18 protein-coding genes are annotated in these 14,811 nt (G+C 64.4%); 9 read left to right on the top strand and 9 right to left on the bottom strand.

What is annotated here, in order from left to right; genetic code table 11:
• Positions 1–175 precede the first annotated feature (175 nt).
• From ccmA to P9272_RS06460, 4 genes are all read left to right on the top strand, one after another.
• Positions 176–784, top strand: a complete 609-nt coding sequence (gene ccmA / locus P9272_RS06475; protein ID WP_278159873.1) for a heme ABC exporter ATP-binding protein CcmA — start codon at positions 176–178, stop codon at positions 782–784.
• Between the two features lie 211 nt (positions 785–995).
• Entirely contained in the window at positions 996–1,661 is a 666-nt protein-coding gene (gene ccmB, locus P9272_RS06470) for a heme exporter protein CcmB (protein WP_278159872.1), read from the top strand.
• Between the two features lie 217 nt (positions 1,662–1,878).
• Complete coding sequence (ccmD, locus tag P9272_RS06465; protein WP_128259597.1) at positions 1,879–2,052, top strand: heme exporter protein CcmD; 174 nt, start codon at positions 1,879–1,881, stop codon at positions 2,050–2,052.
• Entirely contained in the window at positions 2,049–2,627 is a 579-nt protein-coding gene (locus P9272_RS06460) for a DsbE family thiol:disulfide interchange protein (protein WP_278159871.1), read from the top strand. Before ccmD ends, P9272_RS06460 begins: the two co-directional genes overlap by 4 nt.
• Positions 2,628–2,649: 22 nt before the next feature.
• Here P9272_RS06460 and P9272_RS06455 read toward each other — a convergent pair whose 3' ends face one another.
• The gene (locus P9272_RS06455) at positions 2,650–2,814 is read right to left on the bottom strand and encodes a hypothetical protein (protein ID WP_278159870.1); all 165 of its coding nucleotides are present in this window, start codon (positions 2,812–2,814) and stop codon (positions 2,650–2,652) included.
• Positions 2,815–3,107: 293 nt separating this feature from the next.
• On the opposite strand from P9272_RS06455, the gene P9272_RS06450 reads away from it, so the two are divergent.
• Together P9272_RS06450 and P9272_RS06445 are read left to right on the top strand one after the other, a co-directional pair.
• Entirely contained in the window at positions 3,108–4,028 is a 921-nt protein-coding gene (locus P9272_RS06450) for an SMP-30/gluconolactonase/LRE family protein (protein WP_278159869.1), read from the top strand.
• A 157-nt stretch (positions 4,029–4,185) separates the two neighbouring features.
• Positions 4,186–4,392, top strand: a complete 207-nt coding sequence (locus P9272_RS06445) for a 4-oxalocrotonate tautomerase family protein (RefSeq protein WP_128259601.1) — start codon at positions 4,186–4,188, stop codon at positions 4,390–4,392.
• 39 nt (positions 4,393–4,431) lie between these two features.
• Here P9272_RS06445 and P9272_RS06440 read toward each other — a convergent pair whose 3' ends face one another.
• From P9272_RS06440 to P9272_RS06405, 8 genes are all read right to left on the bottom strand, one after another.
• Positions 4,432–4,965: an NADPH-dependent FMN reductase gene (locus P9272_RS06440; protein WP_278159868.1), complete on the bottom strand. Its 534-nt coding sequence runs from the start codon at positions 4,963–4,965 to the stop codon at positions 4,432–4,434.
• A gap of 37 nt (positions 4,966–5,002) precedes the next feature.
• Positions 5,003–5,623 (bottom strand): pyridoxamine 5'-phosphate oxidase family protein, encoded by a 621-nt coding sequence (locus tag P9272_RS06435; RefSeq protein WP_278159867.1) that lies wholly within the window; start codon positions 5,621–5,623, stop codon positions 5,003–5,005.
• A gap of 89 nt (positions 5,624–5,712) precedes the next feature.
• Positions 5,713–6,369, bottom strand: coding sequence for a septation protein A (locus P9272_RS06430; protein WP_128259603.1), 657 nt, complete (start codon positions 6,367–6,369; stop codon positions 5,713–5,715).
• 63 nt (positions 6,370–6,432) lie between these two features.
• On the bottom strand, positions 6,433–8,184 hold the full coding sequence (gene ftsY / locus P9272_RS06425) for a signal recognition particle-docking protein FtsY (RefSeq protein ID WP_278159866.1): 1,752 nt from the start codon (positions 8,182–8,184) through the stop codon (positions 6,433–6,435).
• A gap of 15 nt (positions 8,185–8,199) precedes the next feature.
• Positions 8,200–9,513, bottom strand: coding sequence for a tRNA (N(6)-L-threonylcarbamoyladenosine(37)-C(2))-methylthiotransferase MtaB (mtaB, locus tag P9272_RS06420; protein ID WP_278159865.1), 1,314 nt, complete (start codon positions 9,511–9,513; stop codon positions 8,200–8,202).
• Positions 9,513–10,397 carry a diaminopimelate epimerase gene (gene dapF / locus P9272_RS06415; RefSeq protein WP_278159864.1) on the bottom strand — a complete coding sequence of 295 codons (885 nt, stop codon included), beginning with the start codon at positions 10,395–10,397 and terminating at the stop codon, positions 9,513–9,515. Before dapF ends, mtaB begins: the two co-directional genes overlap by 1 nt.
• Before the next feature lie 140 nt (positions 10,398–10,537).
• On the bottom strand, positions 10,538–10,699 hold the full coding sequence (locus P9272_RS06410) for a DUF1328 family protein (RefSeq protein WP_040987840.1): 162 nt from the start codon (positions 10,697–10,699) through the stop codon (positions 10,538–10,540).
• Between the two features lie 60 nt (positions 10,700–10,759).
• Complete coding sequence (locus P9272_RS06405; RefSeq protein ID WP_278159863.1) at positions 10,760–11,767, bottom strand: MBL fold metallo-hydrolase; 1,008 nt, start codon at positions 11,765–11,767, stop codon at positions 10,760–10,762.
• A 125-nt stretch (positions 11,768–11,892) separates the two neighbouring features.
• Here P9272_RS06405 and P9272_RS06400 point away from each other — a divergent pair, with 125 nt between their 5' ends.
• From P9272_RS06400 to zapE, 3 genes are all read left to right on the top strand, one after another.
• On the top strand, positions 11,893–12,330 hold the full coding sequence (locus tag P9272_RS06400; RefSeq protein WP_278159862.1) for a VOC family protein: 438 nt from the start codon (positions 11,893–11,895) through the stop codon (positions 12,328–12,330).
• 194 nt (positions 12,331–12,524) lie between these two features.
• Positions 12,525–13,082: an AprI/Inh family metalloprotease inhibitor gene (locus P9272_RS06395; RefSeq protein WP_278159861.1), complete on the top strand. Its 558-nt coding sequence runs from the start codon at positions 12,525–12,527 to the stop codon at positions 13,080–13,082.
• A gap of 188 nt (positions 13,083–13,270) precedes the next feature.
• A complete protein-coding gene (gene zapE, locus P9272_RS06390) occupies positions 13,271–14,473 on the top strand; it encodes a cell division protein ZapE (RefSeq protein ID WP_278160003.1) in 1,203 nt (400 codons plus the stop codon).
• Positions 14,474–14,811 lie beyond the last annotated feature (338 nt).

Raw genomic sequence — 14,811 nt, 5'->3', positions numbered from 1 at the left:
CCGAGCCGTTCAAGGCGGCGCGTGCGCTGGTTCGGCGCTAGTCCTGTTCCCGCGCCGACCGCTGGCACGGATGAACCGCATATAGAGAATTTCCTGGAATAGTTCTAGACAGACAAAAGGCAAAATTGTGCGATGCGGCGACGGCCGCGAAACGGTGCTTTCGGGACGGGCAAGAATGCGGCTGATCGCCGAAAATCTGGGCGGCGAGCGTGGCGGCGAGGCGGTTTTTTCCGGCATCGGATTCGTTCTCGAAAAGGGCGAGGCGCTCATCGTCACCGGGCCAAACGGCTCGGGCAAATCGACCCTGCTGAGGGTAGTCGCCGGCCTGCTGCCGGCCGCCAGGGGCAAGGTGCTGGTCGAAGGCGGTGGCGAAGCTTTCCCGACGGTCGCCTCCGCCTCGCATTATCTCGGCCATCTCAACGCGATGAAGACGGCGCTCAGCGTCGAGGAGAATCTCGGCTTCTGGCGAGCCTTCCAGGGCGAACCGGCGTTGAGCGTCGATGAGGCGCTGGAGACGGTGGCGCTCGGTGGCCTCGGGCATCTGCCCTTCGGCTATCTGTCGACCGGGCAAAGGCGGCGGGTGTCGATCGCCAAGCTTCTGGTCAGCCGGCGCCCGGTCTGGCTGCTGGATGAGCCGACGGCGGGTCTGGACAAGGCGTCGGAGGAGAGGTTCGCGGGGCTGATGCGAGATCATCTCGAGGGTGGGGGGATTGTGGTGGCGGCGACGCACCTGCCGCTGGGGCTGGAGAGGGCGCGGGAATTGAGTATGGGGCAGGTTCTTTGATGTCGGCACTCTGCGGCGCGCCCCTCTGGCCTGCCGGCCATCTCCCCCACTTGGGGGGAGATTGGCAGTTTGGGCACCCCGCTCGGCTTGCCAACGTTAGTGATTGGCGAAATCGCCTGCGACGGCCAATCTCCCCCCTTGTGGGGGAGATGTCCGGCAGGACAGAGGGGGGCGCGAAGGAACGCTCACCTAACCAGGGGGCCACCTCATAATGCGGTCCCTCTTCCTGCGCGACATCCGCCTTTCCATCCGCGCCGGCGGCGGGGCGCTGGTCGGCGTCATCTTTTTTCTCGCCGTCATCGTCACCATACCGTTCGGCGTCGGGCCCGACCTGAACCTTCTGTCGCGCATCGGCCCGGCGATCCTGTGGATCGCGGCCCTGCTCGCCTGTCTGCTCGGTCTCGATCGTCTTTTCCAGGCCGACCGCGAGGACGGCTCGCTCGACCTCCTGGTGCTCAACGGCGACCGCCATATACTGGCGCTGACGGTGCTGACGAAATGCGTGGCGCATTGGACCGGCAGCGTGCTGCCGCTGGTCGTCGCCGCTCCCTTGCTCGGCCTGTTCATGAACATGGAGCCGACGGGCATCGGCGCCACGGCGCTGACGCTGCTTGTCGGCACGCCGGCCATCACCTTCATCGGCGCCGCCGGTGCCGCAGTGGCGGTGGCGCTGCCGCGCGGCGGGCTGCTGATCTCGGTGCTGGTGCTGCCGCTCACCATCCCGGTCCTGATCTTCGGCGTTTCGGCAAGCTATGGCGCCGTCGCCGATCCGGCGCCGTTCCTGCAGCCCTTCCTCATTCTAGCCGCGCTGACGCTGTTTCTTGCCGTGGTCGGGCCCCTGGCGGCGGCGTTCGCGTTGCGGCATGGGACGGATTGATGCGACAAGGACGTTCATTCCGCTGCGGCGCCGAGACAATTGCGGGAAAGCCGCGGCGGGGCTAGACCAATCTACGAAAAGTGCGAGCGGTTTTCCTTCCGGAATTGCGTAAGAGCAAGGAAATGGAGCGGATCGCTGTCTCTATGAAACGGTGAAACGCTTTGAGGAAAGACATGATCGGAACGATTGGCGGGGCAGAGAATGGGGGGCGGCCGACATGAGCACGCATGCCCTCTTCGTCACCGCCGCCTATGCCATCACGGCGATCGTGCTGGCCGCGCTGATCGGCTGGATCCTGCTCGACCAGCGGGCACGCAAGCGCGAGCTCGCCGCGCTGGAAGCTGCCGGTGTGCGCAGGCGTTCCGACAAATCCGGTGCGGCAAAACCGTGAGCAACGAAACCGAAGCGCCGGCGCCGCGTCGCCGCCTGTTCGTGCTTTTGCCGCTCTTGGTGTTCCTGGGGCTGGCGGGGCTGTTCCTGTCGCAGCTGCTCTCGGGCCGCGACACCTCGGAAATTCCCTCGGCGCTGATCGGCCTGCCGGCGCCGCAGACCAATCTGCCGCCGCTGGAAGGGGTGAATCTGCCGGGGCTCGATTCCAAAAACTTCGCCGGCAGGGTGACGCTGGTCAACGTCTTCGCATCCTGGTGCGCGCCTTGCCGCGAGGAGCATCCGGTGTTGCTCGGCCTGTCGCAGGACAAGCGCTTCACGCTTGCGGCGCTGAACTACAAGGACCAGCCGGAAAATGCCCGCCGCTTCCTCGGCGATCTCGGCAATCCCTATCAGGCGATCGGCGTCGATCCGGCCGGACGCGCGGCGATCGACTGGGGTGTCTATGGCGTGCCGGAAACCTTCGTCGTCGGCAAGGACGGCAAGATCGCCTACAAGCATGTCGGGCCGCTGACGCCCGACTCCGTGAGGATGTTGCTGTTGCCGCAGATCGAGAAAGCCTTGGCGGCGCCACGTTAGGCGCCCTTCAAGGCGTCGAGCCTCAGCCGTAGATCTGCCTGTGGATCTGGTAGAGCATCTCGGAGCGGTCGGCGCGCAGGTCGGCGAGATCGCGGCCGGACAGGTTCTCGATTTCGGCGACGAGGCGGTTGTATTGGCGGCGCTTGGCGATGCTGGCGCGAGCGCGGGAGACAAGATTGTCGAACATGACAGGGTTCCTTTCATGCCGCACTGGTGCGGCCGGTTGTTCCTCCCTGACGATTGCGAGCATGACATAGGAATGGTGCGTTGCAAAAGAAAGATGTTGCAATGCACCATTGCAACCAGCGCATAGCCGGTTAACCGCAGACTAATGGGTCCCGGCATCCGACATCGCAGCCAGTGGCGCACACATCACGGATTTCTCATCCGTTTTGTCATACAAATTAGATGCCTGCCGTCTTGCCAGAACGGCTGCGGGCTGGCTTGATCCGCTCGTCACCTGATCCCGGGAGGAAATTGATGGCGGCCGCTGACTATTACGAAGTTCTCGATCCGCGCTTCGCGCGCCTGTTCAACGGCAGCGCGCAGGTAGAAAAGCTGTTCACCGGATGCCGCTGGGCGGAAGGGCCGGCCTGGTTCGCCGCCGGCCGCTATGTCGTCTGGTCCGACATCCCCAACAACCGGATGCTGCGCTATGACGAGACCGACGGCAGCGTCAGCGTGTTCCGGCAGCCGTCCGGCAATTCCAACGGCAACACCGTCGACCGGCAGGGCCGGCTGGTGACCTGCGAGCATTCCGGCCGCCGCGTCAGCCGCACCGAATTCGACGGCTCTGTCACCACCATCGCCGAGAAGTGGAAAGGCAAGCGGCTGAACTCGCCCAACGACGTGGTGGTACGCTCCGACGGCTCGATCTGGTTCACCGATCCGAGCTACGGCATCGACACCGACTATGAGGGCGACAAGGCCGAAAGCGAGATCGGCGCCTGCAATGTCTACCGGGTCGATCCGGACACCGGCGACGTCGAGGCCGTCATCACCGACATGGTGCGGCCGAACGGGCTTGCCTTCTCGCTGGATGAAAGCCTGCTCTATGTCGCCGACACCGGGCGCACGCATGGCGAGAAGAACCCGGCGCATATGCGGGTCTTCAATGTCGGCAAGCACGGCAAGAAGGTTTCGGGCGGCAAGGTCTTCGCCGACTGCACCGCTGGCCTGTTCGACGGGTTCCGGCTCGATTCCGACGGACGCATCTGGACCAGTGCGGCAGACGGCATCCATTGCTACGACCCGGACGGCACGCTGATCGGCAAGGTCAAGGTGCCGGAAGTGACGGCGAACTGCGTATTCGGTGGCAACAAGTTCAACTGCCTCTACATCGCCGGAACCACCTCGCTTTATATGGTGCGGCTGATGGTGAATGGAGCCAAGACCTATTGAAGCCGCGAGGCGCTTCTCTGGCCTTTACTCGCCTTTCTGCGAATCCCCGCAGCGCCGGCCGCGCTGCGGTTCCCGCAACCACCGCCATCCGCTTTGCCGGAGCGGATTGCCAAGCATTCGCCAGATGCCGACCGGCACAATTCCAAGGGAGGACATCATGCCATTCGTCAACATCCGCATCGTCAAGGAAGTGATCGCCGCCGATCCGGCCGGCAAGAAAGCTGACATCGCCAAGAAGGTGACGTCGGCCATCATGGAGGCCACCGGGCTTAGCAACAACGATGTCTGGGTGGTGTTCGAGGAGGTCAACGCCCGGGACTGGTATGTCGGCAAGACAGATGTCGAAACGCTGCGGAAGGGGTAGCTCTTTCCCTTCTCCCCTTGTGGGAGAAGGGAAAACCGCTCACCGCCCGCGAATGAAGCCAGAGAACCCCTGCACCGCGTCGTGCATCGCCTGCCGGTTCGCGCCCTCGCTGAGGATCGCCTCCATCTCCGCCGGCTTCTTCCCCAGCAGCGCGATCTCCAGCGGCATCTCCTCATACATCGCGAACGACATCGTTCGCATCACCTCGGCGAGGGCTGCCCGCGCGTAGAGCGAGCGGGGCGACGCATGCACCAGCATTGCCGGTTTGCCGACCGCGGCGTCGCGCGAGACCAGCCAGTCGAGCGCGTTCTTCATGCCGCCTGGCACGCCATGCGCGTATTCCGGGCAGGAGACGATGACACCGTTGGCGCGGGTGATCATCCCGATCAGGCGCGCCGCTTCGGGCGGCGTGCGCTCGCCCTCGTCGTCGGGGTTGAATATCGGCAGCCGGCCGAGGCCGTCATAAATCTCGACGATGACGTCCGCGGGCGCGTTGGCGGCCAATGCCGCCACCAGGGCCGAGTTGGTCGAGGCAGCGCGCAGGCTGCCCGATATGGCGATGAGGTTGAGCAAGGGGAGAGCCGGACGATGAGTGAGTCGTGCGCGAAGCCTACCACATGGTCTGCCGGTAATCGTCGTCCAGCTCGCGATCGATCTCGCCGGCGCTTTCGCTCAGCGCCAGCTGGTCGCGGATGATCTGGCCGAGCGTCGGCAGGGTCGCGCGGTCGTGCCAGGTCTCCGGCTTCCAGAGGTCGGAGCGCATGAAGGCCTTGGCGCAGTGCATGTAGGCGGCCTTGACCGTAACCACGATCACGCTCCGCGGCTCCTTGCCGTCGACCGCCAGCCGTTCGCGCAGTGTCGGGTCGATTGTGATGCGGGCATCGCCATTGACGCGCAGCGTCTCATTCATGCTGGGGATCAGGAAGAGCAGCCCGACCGACGGATTGCGGATGATGTTTTCCAGCGTGTCCAGCCGGTTGTTTCCGGGACGGTCGGGGATGGCGATGGTGTTGTTGTCGAGGATGGCGGTGAAACCGGGCTTGTCGCCCTTGGGCGTGACGTCGGCATTGCCGGCGCCGTCGGAGGATCCGATCAGCACGAAGGGGCTCTTGCCGATAAAGGAACGGCAATGGCCGTCGAGGGCTTTGAGTTCCTTGCGGATCGACCCGTCGGTCGGCCGGGGCGTCTTGTAGATCGTCCTCAGCTCGTCATGCGTGATGAGGAATTCCATGATGCCCCCTCTCATTCTGACGCAATTCCTGGCGGACGATACGGCGAATTCTCGGAACCCAACCGGCGGACCCTTTTGCTGGAATTGCTCTAGTTCCCAGCCTTCTCTTCCTTGGGTTTTTCCTCAAGCGAATGGCGCATGATCAGCGGCATCTGGCTGAAGGTGAAGAGAAGCGTGATCGGAATCGTGCCCCAGACCTTGAAATAAAGCCAGGTTGCCTCGGAAAAGTTGCGCCAGACAACCTCGTTGAGCACGGCCAGGAACAGGAAGAACAGACCCCAGCGGAAGGTCAGCTTGCGCCAGCCCTCCGCGTCGAGCTGGAATGCAGAATCAAAGACGTAGCCGAGCAGCGAGCGGCCGAAAAGCAGCCCGCCGAGCAGCGTTAAGCCAAACAGCGAATTGATGATCGTCGGCTTCATGAAGGCGAAGGTCTTGTCCTGCAGGTAAAGCGCAAGCGCGCCGAAGACAAAGACAACGATTGCAGAGACTAATGGCATCAGCGGCAGGCTGCGCGTCAGCGCCCAGGAGGCACTCAGCGACAGCGCGGTCGCGACCATGAAGAAGGCGGTGGCGATCAGGATCGGCTCGCCGAGATGGGTGAGCACCGGGAATTTTCCGGCCAGCCACTCGCCGCGGATGGTGGTGAAGAAGAACACCAGGCCCGGACCCAGCTCGAGCAGGAATTTCAGGCCCGGGTTCATCGGCTTGCGGCGTGGATCGGACGGGTCGCGTTCGAGGATGTTCATAAAAGTCCTTCTTGCGCATGATCTGGCCGAAAAGCAGGCGGCCTTTCAAGATCACGCCTTTGTTCAGGCGACGCCGGCGATTGCTCTCGCGAATTCGCTGGCCGAAAACGGCTCGAGGTCGTCGACCTGCTCGCCGACACCGATGAAATAGACCGGCAGCCGGTGCTTGGCGGCGATCGCCACCAGGATACCGCCGCGTGCCGTGCCGTCCAGCTTGGTCATGACCAGGCCGTTGACGCCGGCGACGTTGCGGAAGATCTCGACCTGGTTCAGCGCATTCTGGCCGGTGGTGGCGTCGACCGTCTGCAGCACCGTGTGCGGCGCTTCCGGATCGAGCTTGCCCAGCACGCGCACGATCTTTTCCAGCTCGGCCATCAGCTCGGTCTTGTTCTGCAGCCGGCCGGCCGTGTCGACGATCAGCACGTCGGAGCCGGCCTCCTTCGCCTTCTCGAAGGCGTCATAGGCGAGGCCCGCCGCATCGGCGCCGAGCTTGGTGGCTATCACGGGCGATTTCGTGCGCTCGCCCCAGATCTTGAGCTGCTCGATCGCCGCGGCGCGGAACGTATCGCCGGCGGCCAACATCACCTTCAGGCCGCCATCGGTGAGCTTGGCGGCAAGCTTGCCGATGGTGGTCGTCTTGCCGGTGCCGTTGACGCCGACGACCAGGATGACATGCGGCTTGTGGCTGAGGTCGAGCTCGAGCGGCTTTGCCACCGGGGTCAGCACCTTCTCGACCTCCGCCGCCATCACGGCGCGGACCTCCGAGTCGGAGACGTCGCGGCCATAGCGGCTGGACGCGAGCGAATCGGTGACGCGCAGCGCCGTCTCCACGCCGAGATCGGCGCGGATCAGCACGTCCTCCAGGTCCTGCAGCGTGTCGTCGTCCAGCTTTCGCTTGGTGAAGACGCCGGCAATGTTGCCGGTGAGCTCGCGCGACGAGCGGGCGAGCCCTTCGCGCATGCGCTGGAACCAGGAGCGCCGCGGCGCCGGCTCCGGCGCCTTCACCGACTCGGCCTTCTGCTCGACCTTTTTCGAGACCGTCACCTTGCCGGCGGCGGCGGCAGGCCTTGGCGGCGACGGCACAGCCTCGGGTTCCGGTGCGATCTCGGCGAGGATCGGCTGCGGCTCGACGGGCGCGGGCTGCCGAATAGGAGGCGCGATTTCGGCGTCTGGCCCGGCGGATGGCTCTAGAGGAGCGGCGCCGGCCTCTGCTGAGCTTGGCTCGATGGAGGGCACCTCGGCTGGCGGCACCTCGATCGGTGCCGGCGTCTCGGCCGGAACCTCACTCGGCGGCCTCGGCACTTCGACAGGTGCCGGCTCAGGCTGCGGTTCCGGACGCGAAGGCTCGATGTCCGGCTGTGTCGGCGCCGGAGCAGGCACTTCTAGCGGAGCGGGTTCAGGTGCCGGTGTCGGCGCTGGTAAAGGTTCAGGTCGCGCCGGCGGCACTTCATCGGGGGTCGGCGGCTCCGATTTGTCGGGCGCCGGTTGTGGCTCCTCTTCGGGCTCAGGCTCCGGCAGTGGTTCCGGCTCGGCGGGAACAATCGGTTCCGGCGTCGGTGGAACGGAGGGCGCTGGCTCGGGCTTCGGCTCTTCAGGCAGCGGAGCGGGAGCAAGCCCAGGAGCGGGTTCGCTCGCCGGCGCGGCCTCCGCTACCTGCTCGCGCGCCAGAATCTCCGGAGCGGCCTGCCCGCCCTCCGGCTTCAGCGCGTCCAGCTGATCCCATTTGATCGGCGGCAGCGGGGCCGCCTCGTCGACGCGCTCCTCGACGATCTCCTTCTTGCCGAACGAAAATATCTTCTTGAGGAAACCAGCCATGCGTCTCGCAGTTTTTCAGGCAGCTTGCGCGGCAATCGGCGCCGCAATCAGTCGGGCGCCGTCATGGCCGGTGATCACGGCATCCACGATCTCGCCGGGCGCGCCGGTGCCGATCGCGGCCAACGTAAACCCCTCGGTGCGGCCAAGCCCGTCGCGTTCGATCAGGATCGACTGCCGCGTGCCGGGGAGCGAGGTCAGATGACGGCGATAGGCGGCCTCGCCGGCGGAGCGCAGCCTTGCGGCGCGCGCCTTCACCACCTCGCGGCGGACCTGCGGCATGCGCGCCGCGGGCGTGCCTTCACGCGGCGAGAACGGAAAGACGTGCAGATGCGTCAGCCCGCATTCCTCGACGATCCGTTCCGAATTCTCGAACATCGCCTCGGTCTCAGTCGGGAAGCCGGCGATGATGTCGGCGCCGAAGACGATGCCGGGACGCAGCTTGCGCACGTCTTCGCAGAAGCGGATCGACTGGTCGCGCAGATGGCGACGCTTCATGCGCTTCAGGATCATGTCGTCGCCCGATTGCAGCGACAAATGCAGATGCGGCATAAGCCTCGGTTCAGTAGCGATGGCCTCGAGCAGGTCGTCGTCGGCCTCGATGGAATCGATCGAGGACAGTCTCAGCCGCTTTACGTCCGGCACCTGACGCAGGATCGTCTTCACCAGCTTTCCAAGCTTGGGGCTGCCCGGCAGGTCGGCGCCGAAGCTGGTCATGTCGACGCCGCAAAGCACGATCTCGGCATAGCCGTTGCCGGCCAAACGGGTGACCTGCTCGACCACGGCGCCCATCGGCACGGAGCGCGAGTTGCCGCGGCCGTAAGGGATGATGCAGAAGGTGCAGCGGTGGTCGCAGCCATTCTGCACCTGCACGAAGGCCCGCGCGCGGCCTTCGATGGCGTCGACCATGTGGCTGGCCGTCTCGCGCACCGAGAAAATGTCGTTGACGCGCGCCTTCTCGGTGTCGTTGACGCCGAAATCGGGCAGGGCGCGGTAGGAATTGGCCTTGAGCTTCTCCTCATTGCCGAGCACGAGGTCGACCTCGTCCATGGCGGCGAAGTTCTGTGGCTCGGTCTGCGCCGCGCAGCCGGTGACGATGATGCGCGCTTCAGGATTCTCGCGGCGCGCCTTGCGGATCGCCTGCTTGGCCTGTCGCACCGCTTCCGCCGTGACTGCGCAGGTGTTGAAGATCACGGCGCCGCCCTGGAGCGCGCCAAGGCCGGCGCTTTCGGCCTCACGACGCATCACTTCCGATTCATAGGTGTTGAGGCGGCAGCCGAAGGTGACGACGTCGATACCGCTGGATACCGCGCCTTTTTCAAGGGCCGACATCAGGCGGCGCTTTCGGTGTCGCGGGCCCAGGCGCCGGTCGAAGGATCGAAGCTGCCGGAAAACTCCCATTCGGCAGCACCGGTGAGGATGACGTGGTCGTCATCGCGCCATTCGACATGCAATTCACCGCCGCCGGGCGTCAGCAGCGAGACGCTGCGGCCGGTGCGCTTGGTGCGCACGGCCGCCACCACGGCTGCGCAAGCGGCCGAGCCACAAGCCTTGGTGAGACCTGCGCCGCGCTCCCAGGTGCGGATGATCATCGTCTCGGGCGACGTCACCTGGGCGATCGTAATGTTGGCGCGCTCGGGAAAGATCGGATGGTTCTCGAGCAACGGGCCGAAACGGCCGAGCTCGTAGGACCAGACATCGTTGTCGACCCAGAAGATGGCGTGCGGGTTACCCATCGACACTGCCGAGGGCGAATGCAGCACCGGCGCATCGATCGGGCCGATCTGCAGCTCGATCATGCGGGTATCGCGAAACTCTTCCGCCAGCGGGATCTCCTGCCAGCCGAGGCGCGGCCTGCCCATGTCGACCGAGATCAGGCCGTTCGCGTGCTCTTGAGCATTCAGGATACCCGCGCGGGTCTCGAAGCTGAAGCTCTTCTGGCCGGTCTCGGCGGCCAGGGCCTGGACGACGCAGCGCGTGCCGTTGCCGCAGGCCTGCGCGCTGGTGCCGTCGGAATTCAGGATGTCGATGTAATAGGCGGTGCCCGGCGTGCGCGCGTCATGGATCGCCATGATCTGGTCGAACTTGGTCGCCGCGTCGGCATTAAGCGCGATCGCCGCTTCTGGCGTGACCCTATCGGCACGGCCGCGCATGTCGACAACGATGATCTCGTTGCCAATGCCGTTCATCTTGGCGAAAGGGGCGGTGCCTGCCATCTAACCGGTCATTCCAATCCGTTTGGCCGCTATATGGCGGAAACGGGCGAGAATTACCAGTGCGGCTCTTGTCTCGGTCACTGCGAAACGTCGCGCCGACGACGACCAAGTGGTCGCCGGCGACGACCAAGCGGTCGCGCCTACGTGACCGCGAAGACGCCGAGCACGATCAGCAGGAAGATGATCAGCACAATGCCGATGAGGATGCGTGCGCCGGTAGCGGCAGCGCCGGCCAGCGCCGGCATACCGAGCAGGCTCGCGGCGGCGGCAATGATGAGAAGGATGATGATCCATTTGATCATGGGAAGCTCCGGCGAAATTGCGTCGCGAAACAAACGCGTTTAGCCGGTTTGGGTTCCTTGTCAGATGGGTGGTACATCCCACACTTCGCCCGGTCGCATGGCGCGGAAACGCTCCGGCGGCAGGCCTTGCGCCTGGAGTGCCTCGGAAAGTTTCTGCGCCGGCTCCTCGACCGGCTCGTCGGTGAGGTGGAACGTGCCCCAGTGGCAGCCTGCGGCGTGAGCGGCATTGCACAGCTTCATGCCGAGAACGGCCTCCTCCGGATTCTGGTGCTGCGGCGCCATGAACCAGCGCGGCTCATAGGCGCCGATCGGCAGGATGGCGAGGCGAAAGCCGCCATGCTTTTGTGCCATCAACCGGTAATTGATGCCGTCATGGAAGCCGGTGTCGCCGGCGAAATAGATGTTGCCGCCCGCCGTTTCGACAACGAAGCCAGCCCAAAGCGCCATGCGGCGGTCGCGTCCGCCGCGCGCCGACCAATGATGCGCCGGCTCGACATGGATGGCGGCCGCGCCGATGTCGATCCGGTCGCCCCAATCATGCACGCTGAGTCGCATGCCGGGCACGGTGCGGTGGATGATGGCATCGTTGCCGAGCGGCGTGATGATGCGCGCGTCGTGACTCACCTTCAGTCGCTTCAGCGTAGCGAGGTCGAGGTGGTCGTAGTGGTTGTGGCTGACCAGGACCAGGTCGATCGGCGGCAGGTCGGCGAAGGCGATGCCCGGCGCATTGACCCTCTTGGGACCGGCAAAGGCGAAGGGCGAGGCGCGCTCCGACCAGACCGGATCGGTCAGGATGTTCAGCCCGGCGGTCTGGATAAGCAATGAGGCGTGGCCGACCATTGTGAGCCTTAGCGCGCCGCCATCCACGCGGCGCACCGGCTTTGCCTGCGGGTGAGGGCTCGGAACGGCGGCCGGCCATCTCGCCCGCTTGCCGCTGAATTGCCATCTGAGGAGATCGCTGAAGCGCCCCGGCGGCTTGCCGCCGGGGTTGAAGAACAGGGCGCCGTCGAAATGATCGCTATGCGGGCCGTTGTAATAGCGGTTAGCGGTTCTTTTTCTCGCGGCCATTCTCACTCCGCCGGCTCGGTCCCTCCTGAGATAAGGACGTGCCTGCCTGGCGCAAGCATTTTGCTGGCGAATGCCAATGGGCGAAGCCCGGTTCATCTAGGATCGGGAGCGGAGGGGCGATCATCATGGTCATGAAGCGAACCGGGACACCGTGGATGAAGGCCGAGGATTTCGGCCGTTCGCTGCCGCTTGGGATCGGCGTCAATCTTCTGGTCACCGACATGGCGGCGATGGAGGCCTTCTGCCGCAACGTGCTCGGCGCCAGGATCATCTACGCCGACGAGGACTTCGCGGCGGTCGAGCTTTTGGGTTCGATCTTCATGCTGCATGCCGACCATTCCTATCTCGACAATCCGATGACCGGGGTCACTTCGGGCGCCGAGGCGCGCGGCGCCGGCATCGAATTGCGCCTTTACGGCGCCGATCCGGATGGGATCGAGAAAAAGGCGGCGGCGCTCGGCCATATCGTGCTGGCCGGCTCCATCGATAAGCCGCATGGCCTGCGCGAATGCTACATCGTCGGCCCGGAAGGCTATGTATTCGTGCCGAGCGCCCGGATTTAATGCTTATATTTCAATGCCTTGAATGACCGCGTCTACGCCGCTCCGGCGCCGTCAGCCTGCTGCGATAAATTTGCAACATCCGACTGGAAAACCCTATTTTAACCATATCAGGTTGAAATTCTGCCACCTTCGCCATCTTGGTGGAGCGAAGATTACGCGGATGGCTCCCCCCGGCCGATCCGACGGAGGTTTTGATGAATTTTTCGATGACCCGCCCCTTTTCGCGGAGCGGCCTTGTGGCCATCTCGCTGGCCGCGCTGGTTGCGAGCGGCTGCTCGACCTCACGCTTCTCGTCGATGGACGACCAGCAGCCGGCGCCGCTCACGCCGGCACCGTCCGGCACGGTGACGCAGAATCAGTTGCCACCGCCGGCTGCTCCCGGCACGGCCGATCCGTCGCAATTTCCGACCGCGCCGAAGAACACCCAGGTCGCTTCGCTGCCGCCGGACGGCGCGGCACCCGCCGGGGCCACCGATCTCACTGCGGCTAGCGTCGCCGGCGTGTGGAACGTCAATGTCTCCGGGCAGAGCTGCAAGGTGGCGACGCCGCAGACCAAGTTCGGTGCCGGTTACCGCGCTGGGCCTTTGCATTGCCCGGCGCCGATCGACGGCATCAAGTCGTGGAACGTCGCCGGCAAGCAGCTGACGCTTTATGACGAAAATGGCGGCACGCTGGCTAGGCTCTATTCCTCGGGCGGCGAAAAGTTCGACGGCCAGACTTCCAATGGGCAGCCCATCTCGCTTACAAGGTAGGGCGAGAGTGTGCTGATATTCAGGTGAGGCTGGCCTGCAAATGGCGGCTTCCTGCGGTGCTCACGTACTAAAAGTACGCTCCGCTCCGGTTCTCGGAAACCACCATTTTCGACTCGGCCTGACCTGAATCTAAACACACTCTGGCCATTCCTCGAGCGTTCCGCTCAAAAAAGCAAATGACCGGACCCATGCATCTGCGCGACGGCCTCCAGACCCATGCGACCGTCAGGCAGCGCTACGATCATCTCGTCCAGAGCGGCGCTGTCGAGCGCGATCCGGCGCAGGAGCATATCGTCGCCGCGCTCGATCGGTTGATCGACGAGATTTCGGCCAAAAGACTGGCGCAGAAATCGAGCGCGCTGGGCTGGCTGTTCGCGGCCAAGCGGCAGCCGCGCACCCCGGTCAAAGGGCTCTACATCCATGGCAGTGTCGGTCGCGGCAAGACCATGCTGATGGACATGTTCTTCGAGCTGCTGCCGGTCCGCCGCAAACGCCGCGTGCATTTCAACGACTTCATGGCCGATGTGCAGGACCGGATCCAAAAACACCGGCAGGCGCGCAAGGAAGGCGCGGTCAAGGAAGACGATCCGATACCGCCGGTCGCCCGGACGCTTGCCGATGAAGCCTGGGTGCTTTGCTTCGATGAGTTCTCCGTCACCGACATTGCCGACGCCATGATTCTGTCGCGCCTGTTCTCGGCGCTGTTCGCCAATGGCGTGGTGCTGGTCGCCACCTCAAACGTGGCGCCGGAGAACCTTTATCGCGACGGGCTGAACCGCCAGCTCTTCCTGCCGTTCATCTCGCTGCTCGAGCGCAATGCCCATGTGATGACGCTCGATGCCGAGAAGGACTATCGGCAGGAAAAGCTCAACCGGCAGCCGGTCTATGTCACGCCGGACGACGCCGCGGCCGAGCGCGCGTTGGACAAGGCCTGGAAGGCGATGACGCATGGCCAGCCGACCGGCGAGGTGATGCTGACACTGAAAGGCCGCCACCTCGTCGTGCCGCGCGCCGCCGGCGACGCGGCGCGCTTTTCCTTCGCCGACCTTTGCGAAAAGCCGCTCGGCGCGCGCGACTATCTGGCCATCGCCGCCCGCTTCTCGACCGTCTTCATCGACCATGTGCCGGTGCTGGGGGAAGGCAAGCGCAACGAGGCCAAGCGTTTCATTCTTTTGATCGACACGCTCTACGACCATCGCATGCGGCTGGTGATGAGCGCCGCGGCTGCGCCGGAAGGGCTCTACACGGCCAAACGCGGCACGGAAGTGTTCGAATTCGAGCGCACCGCCTCGCGCCTGGTCGAAATGCAGAGCCGGGACTGGCTGGACGACTGGGCGGAGCGGCGGAACGATGGGGCACAGCCCGCCGAGGCGAGACAGGCGCAGGCCTGACACTCGTCGTCCTGGGTCTTTGCTCCCACTTCGCGCCATGAGACGGATCGAGGGCTCATCGAACATTTCGTTGCCACGCCCCCATCACAAGGACGTCATCGCCGGGGTGAAGCCTTCTGATTTCCACGTTCATTGTGTAAATTCGGCCTGGTTGGCTCAGGAATTTTGACGTTTACGTAATTCCCGATGCATCTAACCGATTGAAAATATTGGGCCTGAAATAATCGTTTGAATTTCCTTCCTGCCGGAGTTATTCGGTGCGGCGAAATCTCGCGGCTTCCCGCATCCTTTCGGCCTCCCCGGCCCCGTCACGGTACCGTCACAGACAAAGGGAAAAC

The sequence above is a fragment of the Mesorhizobium sp. WSM4976 genome, assembly GCF_029625685.1.
Lineage (GTDB): Bacteria > Pseudomonadota > Alphaproteobacteria > Rhizobiales > Rhizobiaceae > Mesorhizobium.
Note: the sequence above shows the minus strand (reverse complement) of the source record. Positions and strands in the feature narration are given on the sequence as shown.

Excerpts from the sequence above, each read along its gene's own strand:
- P9272_RS06410 (WP_040987840.1), bottom strand. The coding sequence starts at position 10,699 with ATGATCAAATGGATCATCATCCTTCTCATCATTGCCGCCGCCGCGAGC.
- mtaB (WP_278159865.1), bottom strand. The coding sequence starts at position 9,513 with ATGTCGGCCCTTGAAAAAGGCGCGGTATCCAGCGGTATCGACGTCGTC.
- P9272_RS06450 (WP_278159869.1), top strand. The coding sequence starts at position 3,108 with ATGGCGGCCGCTGACTATTACGAAGTTCTCGATCCGCGCTTCGCGCGC.
- ccmA (WP_278159873.1), top strand. The coding sequence starts at position 176 with ATGCGGCTGATCGCCGAAAATCTGGGCGGCGAGCGTGGCGGCGAGGCG.
- P9272_RS06445 (WP_128259601.1), top strand. The coding sequence starts at position 4,186 with ATGCCATTCGTCAACATCCGCATCGTCAAGGAAGTGATCGCCGCCGAT.
- P9272_RS06430 (WP_128259603.1), bottom strand. The coding sequence starts at position 6,369 with ATGAACATCCTCGAACGCGACCCGTCCGATCCACGCCGCAAGCCGATG.
- P9272_RS06400 (WP_278159862.1), top strand. The coding sequence starts at position 11,893 with ATGGTCATGAAGCGAACCGGGACACCGTGGATGAAGGCCGAGGATTTC.
- ccmB (WP_278159872.1), top strand. The coding sequence starts at position 996 with ATGCGGTCCCTCTTCCTGCGCGACATCCGCCTTTCCATCCGCGCCGGC.
- zapE (WP_278160003.1), top strand. The coding sequence starts at position 13,271 with ATGCATCTGCGCGACGGCCTCCAGACCCATGCGACCGTCAGGCAGCGC.
- P9272_RS06405 (WP_278159863.1), bottom strand. The coding sequence starts at position 11,767 with ATGGCCGCGAGAAAAAGAACCGCTAACCGCTATTACAACGGCCCGCAT.
- P9272_RS06455 (WP_278159870.1), bottom strand. The coding sequence starts at position 2,814 with ATGTTCGACAATCTTGTCTCCCGCGCTCGCGCCAGCATCGCCAAGCGC.
- ftsY (WP_278159866.1), bottom strand. The coding sequence starts at position 8,184 with ATGGCTGGTTTCCTCAAGAAGATATTTTCGTTCGGCAAGAAGGAGATC.
- P9272_RS06435 (WP_278159867.1), bottom strand. The coding sequence starts at position 5,623 with ATGGAATTCCTCATCACGCATGACGAGCTGAGGACGATCTACAAGACG.
- P9272_RS06395 (WP_278159861.1), top strand. The coding sequence starts at position 12,525 with ATGAATTTTTCGATGACCCGCCCCTTTTCGCGGAGCGGCCTTGTGGCC.
- dapF (WP_278159864.1), bottom strand. The coding sequence starts at position 10,397 with ATGGCAGGCACCGCCCCTTTCGCCAAGATGAACGGCATTGGCAACGAG.
- ccmD (WP_128259597.1), top strand. The coding sequence starts at position 1,879 with ATGAGCACGCATGCCCTCTTCGTCACCGCCGCCTATGCCATCACGGCG.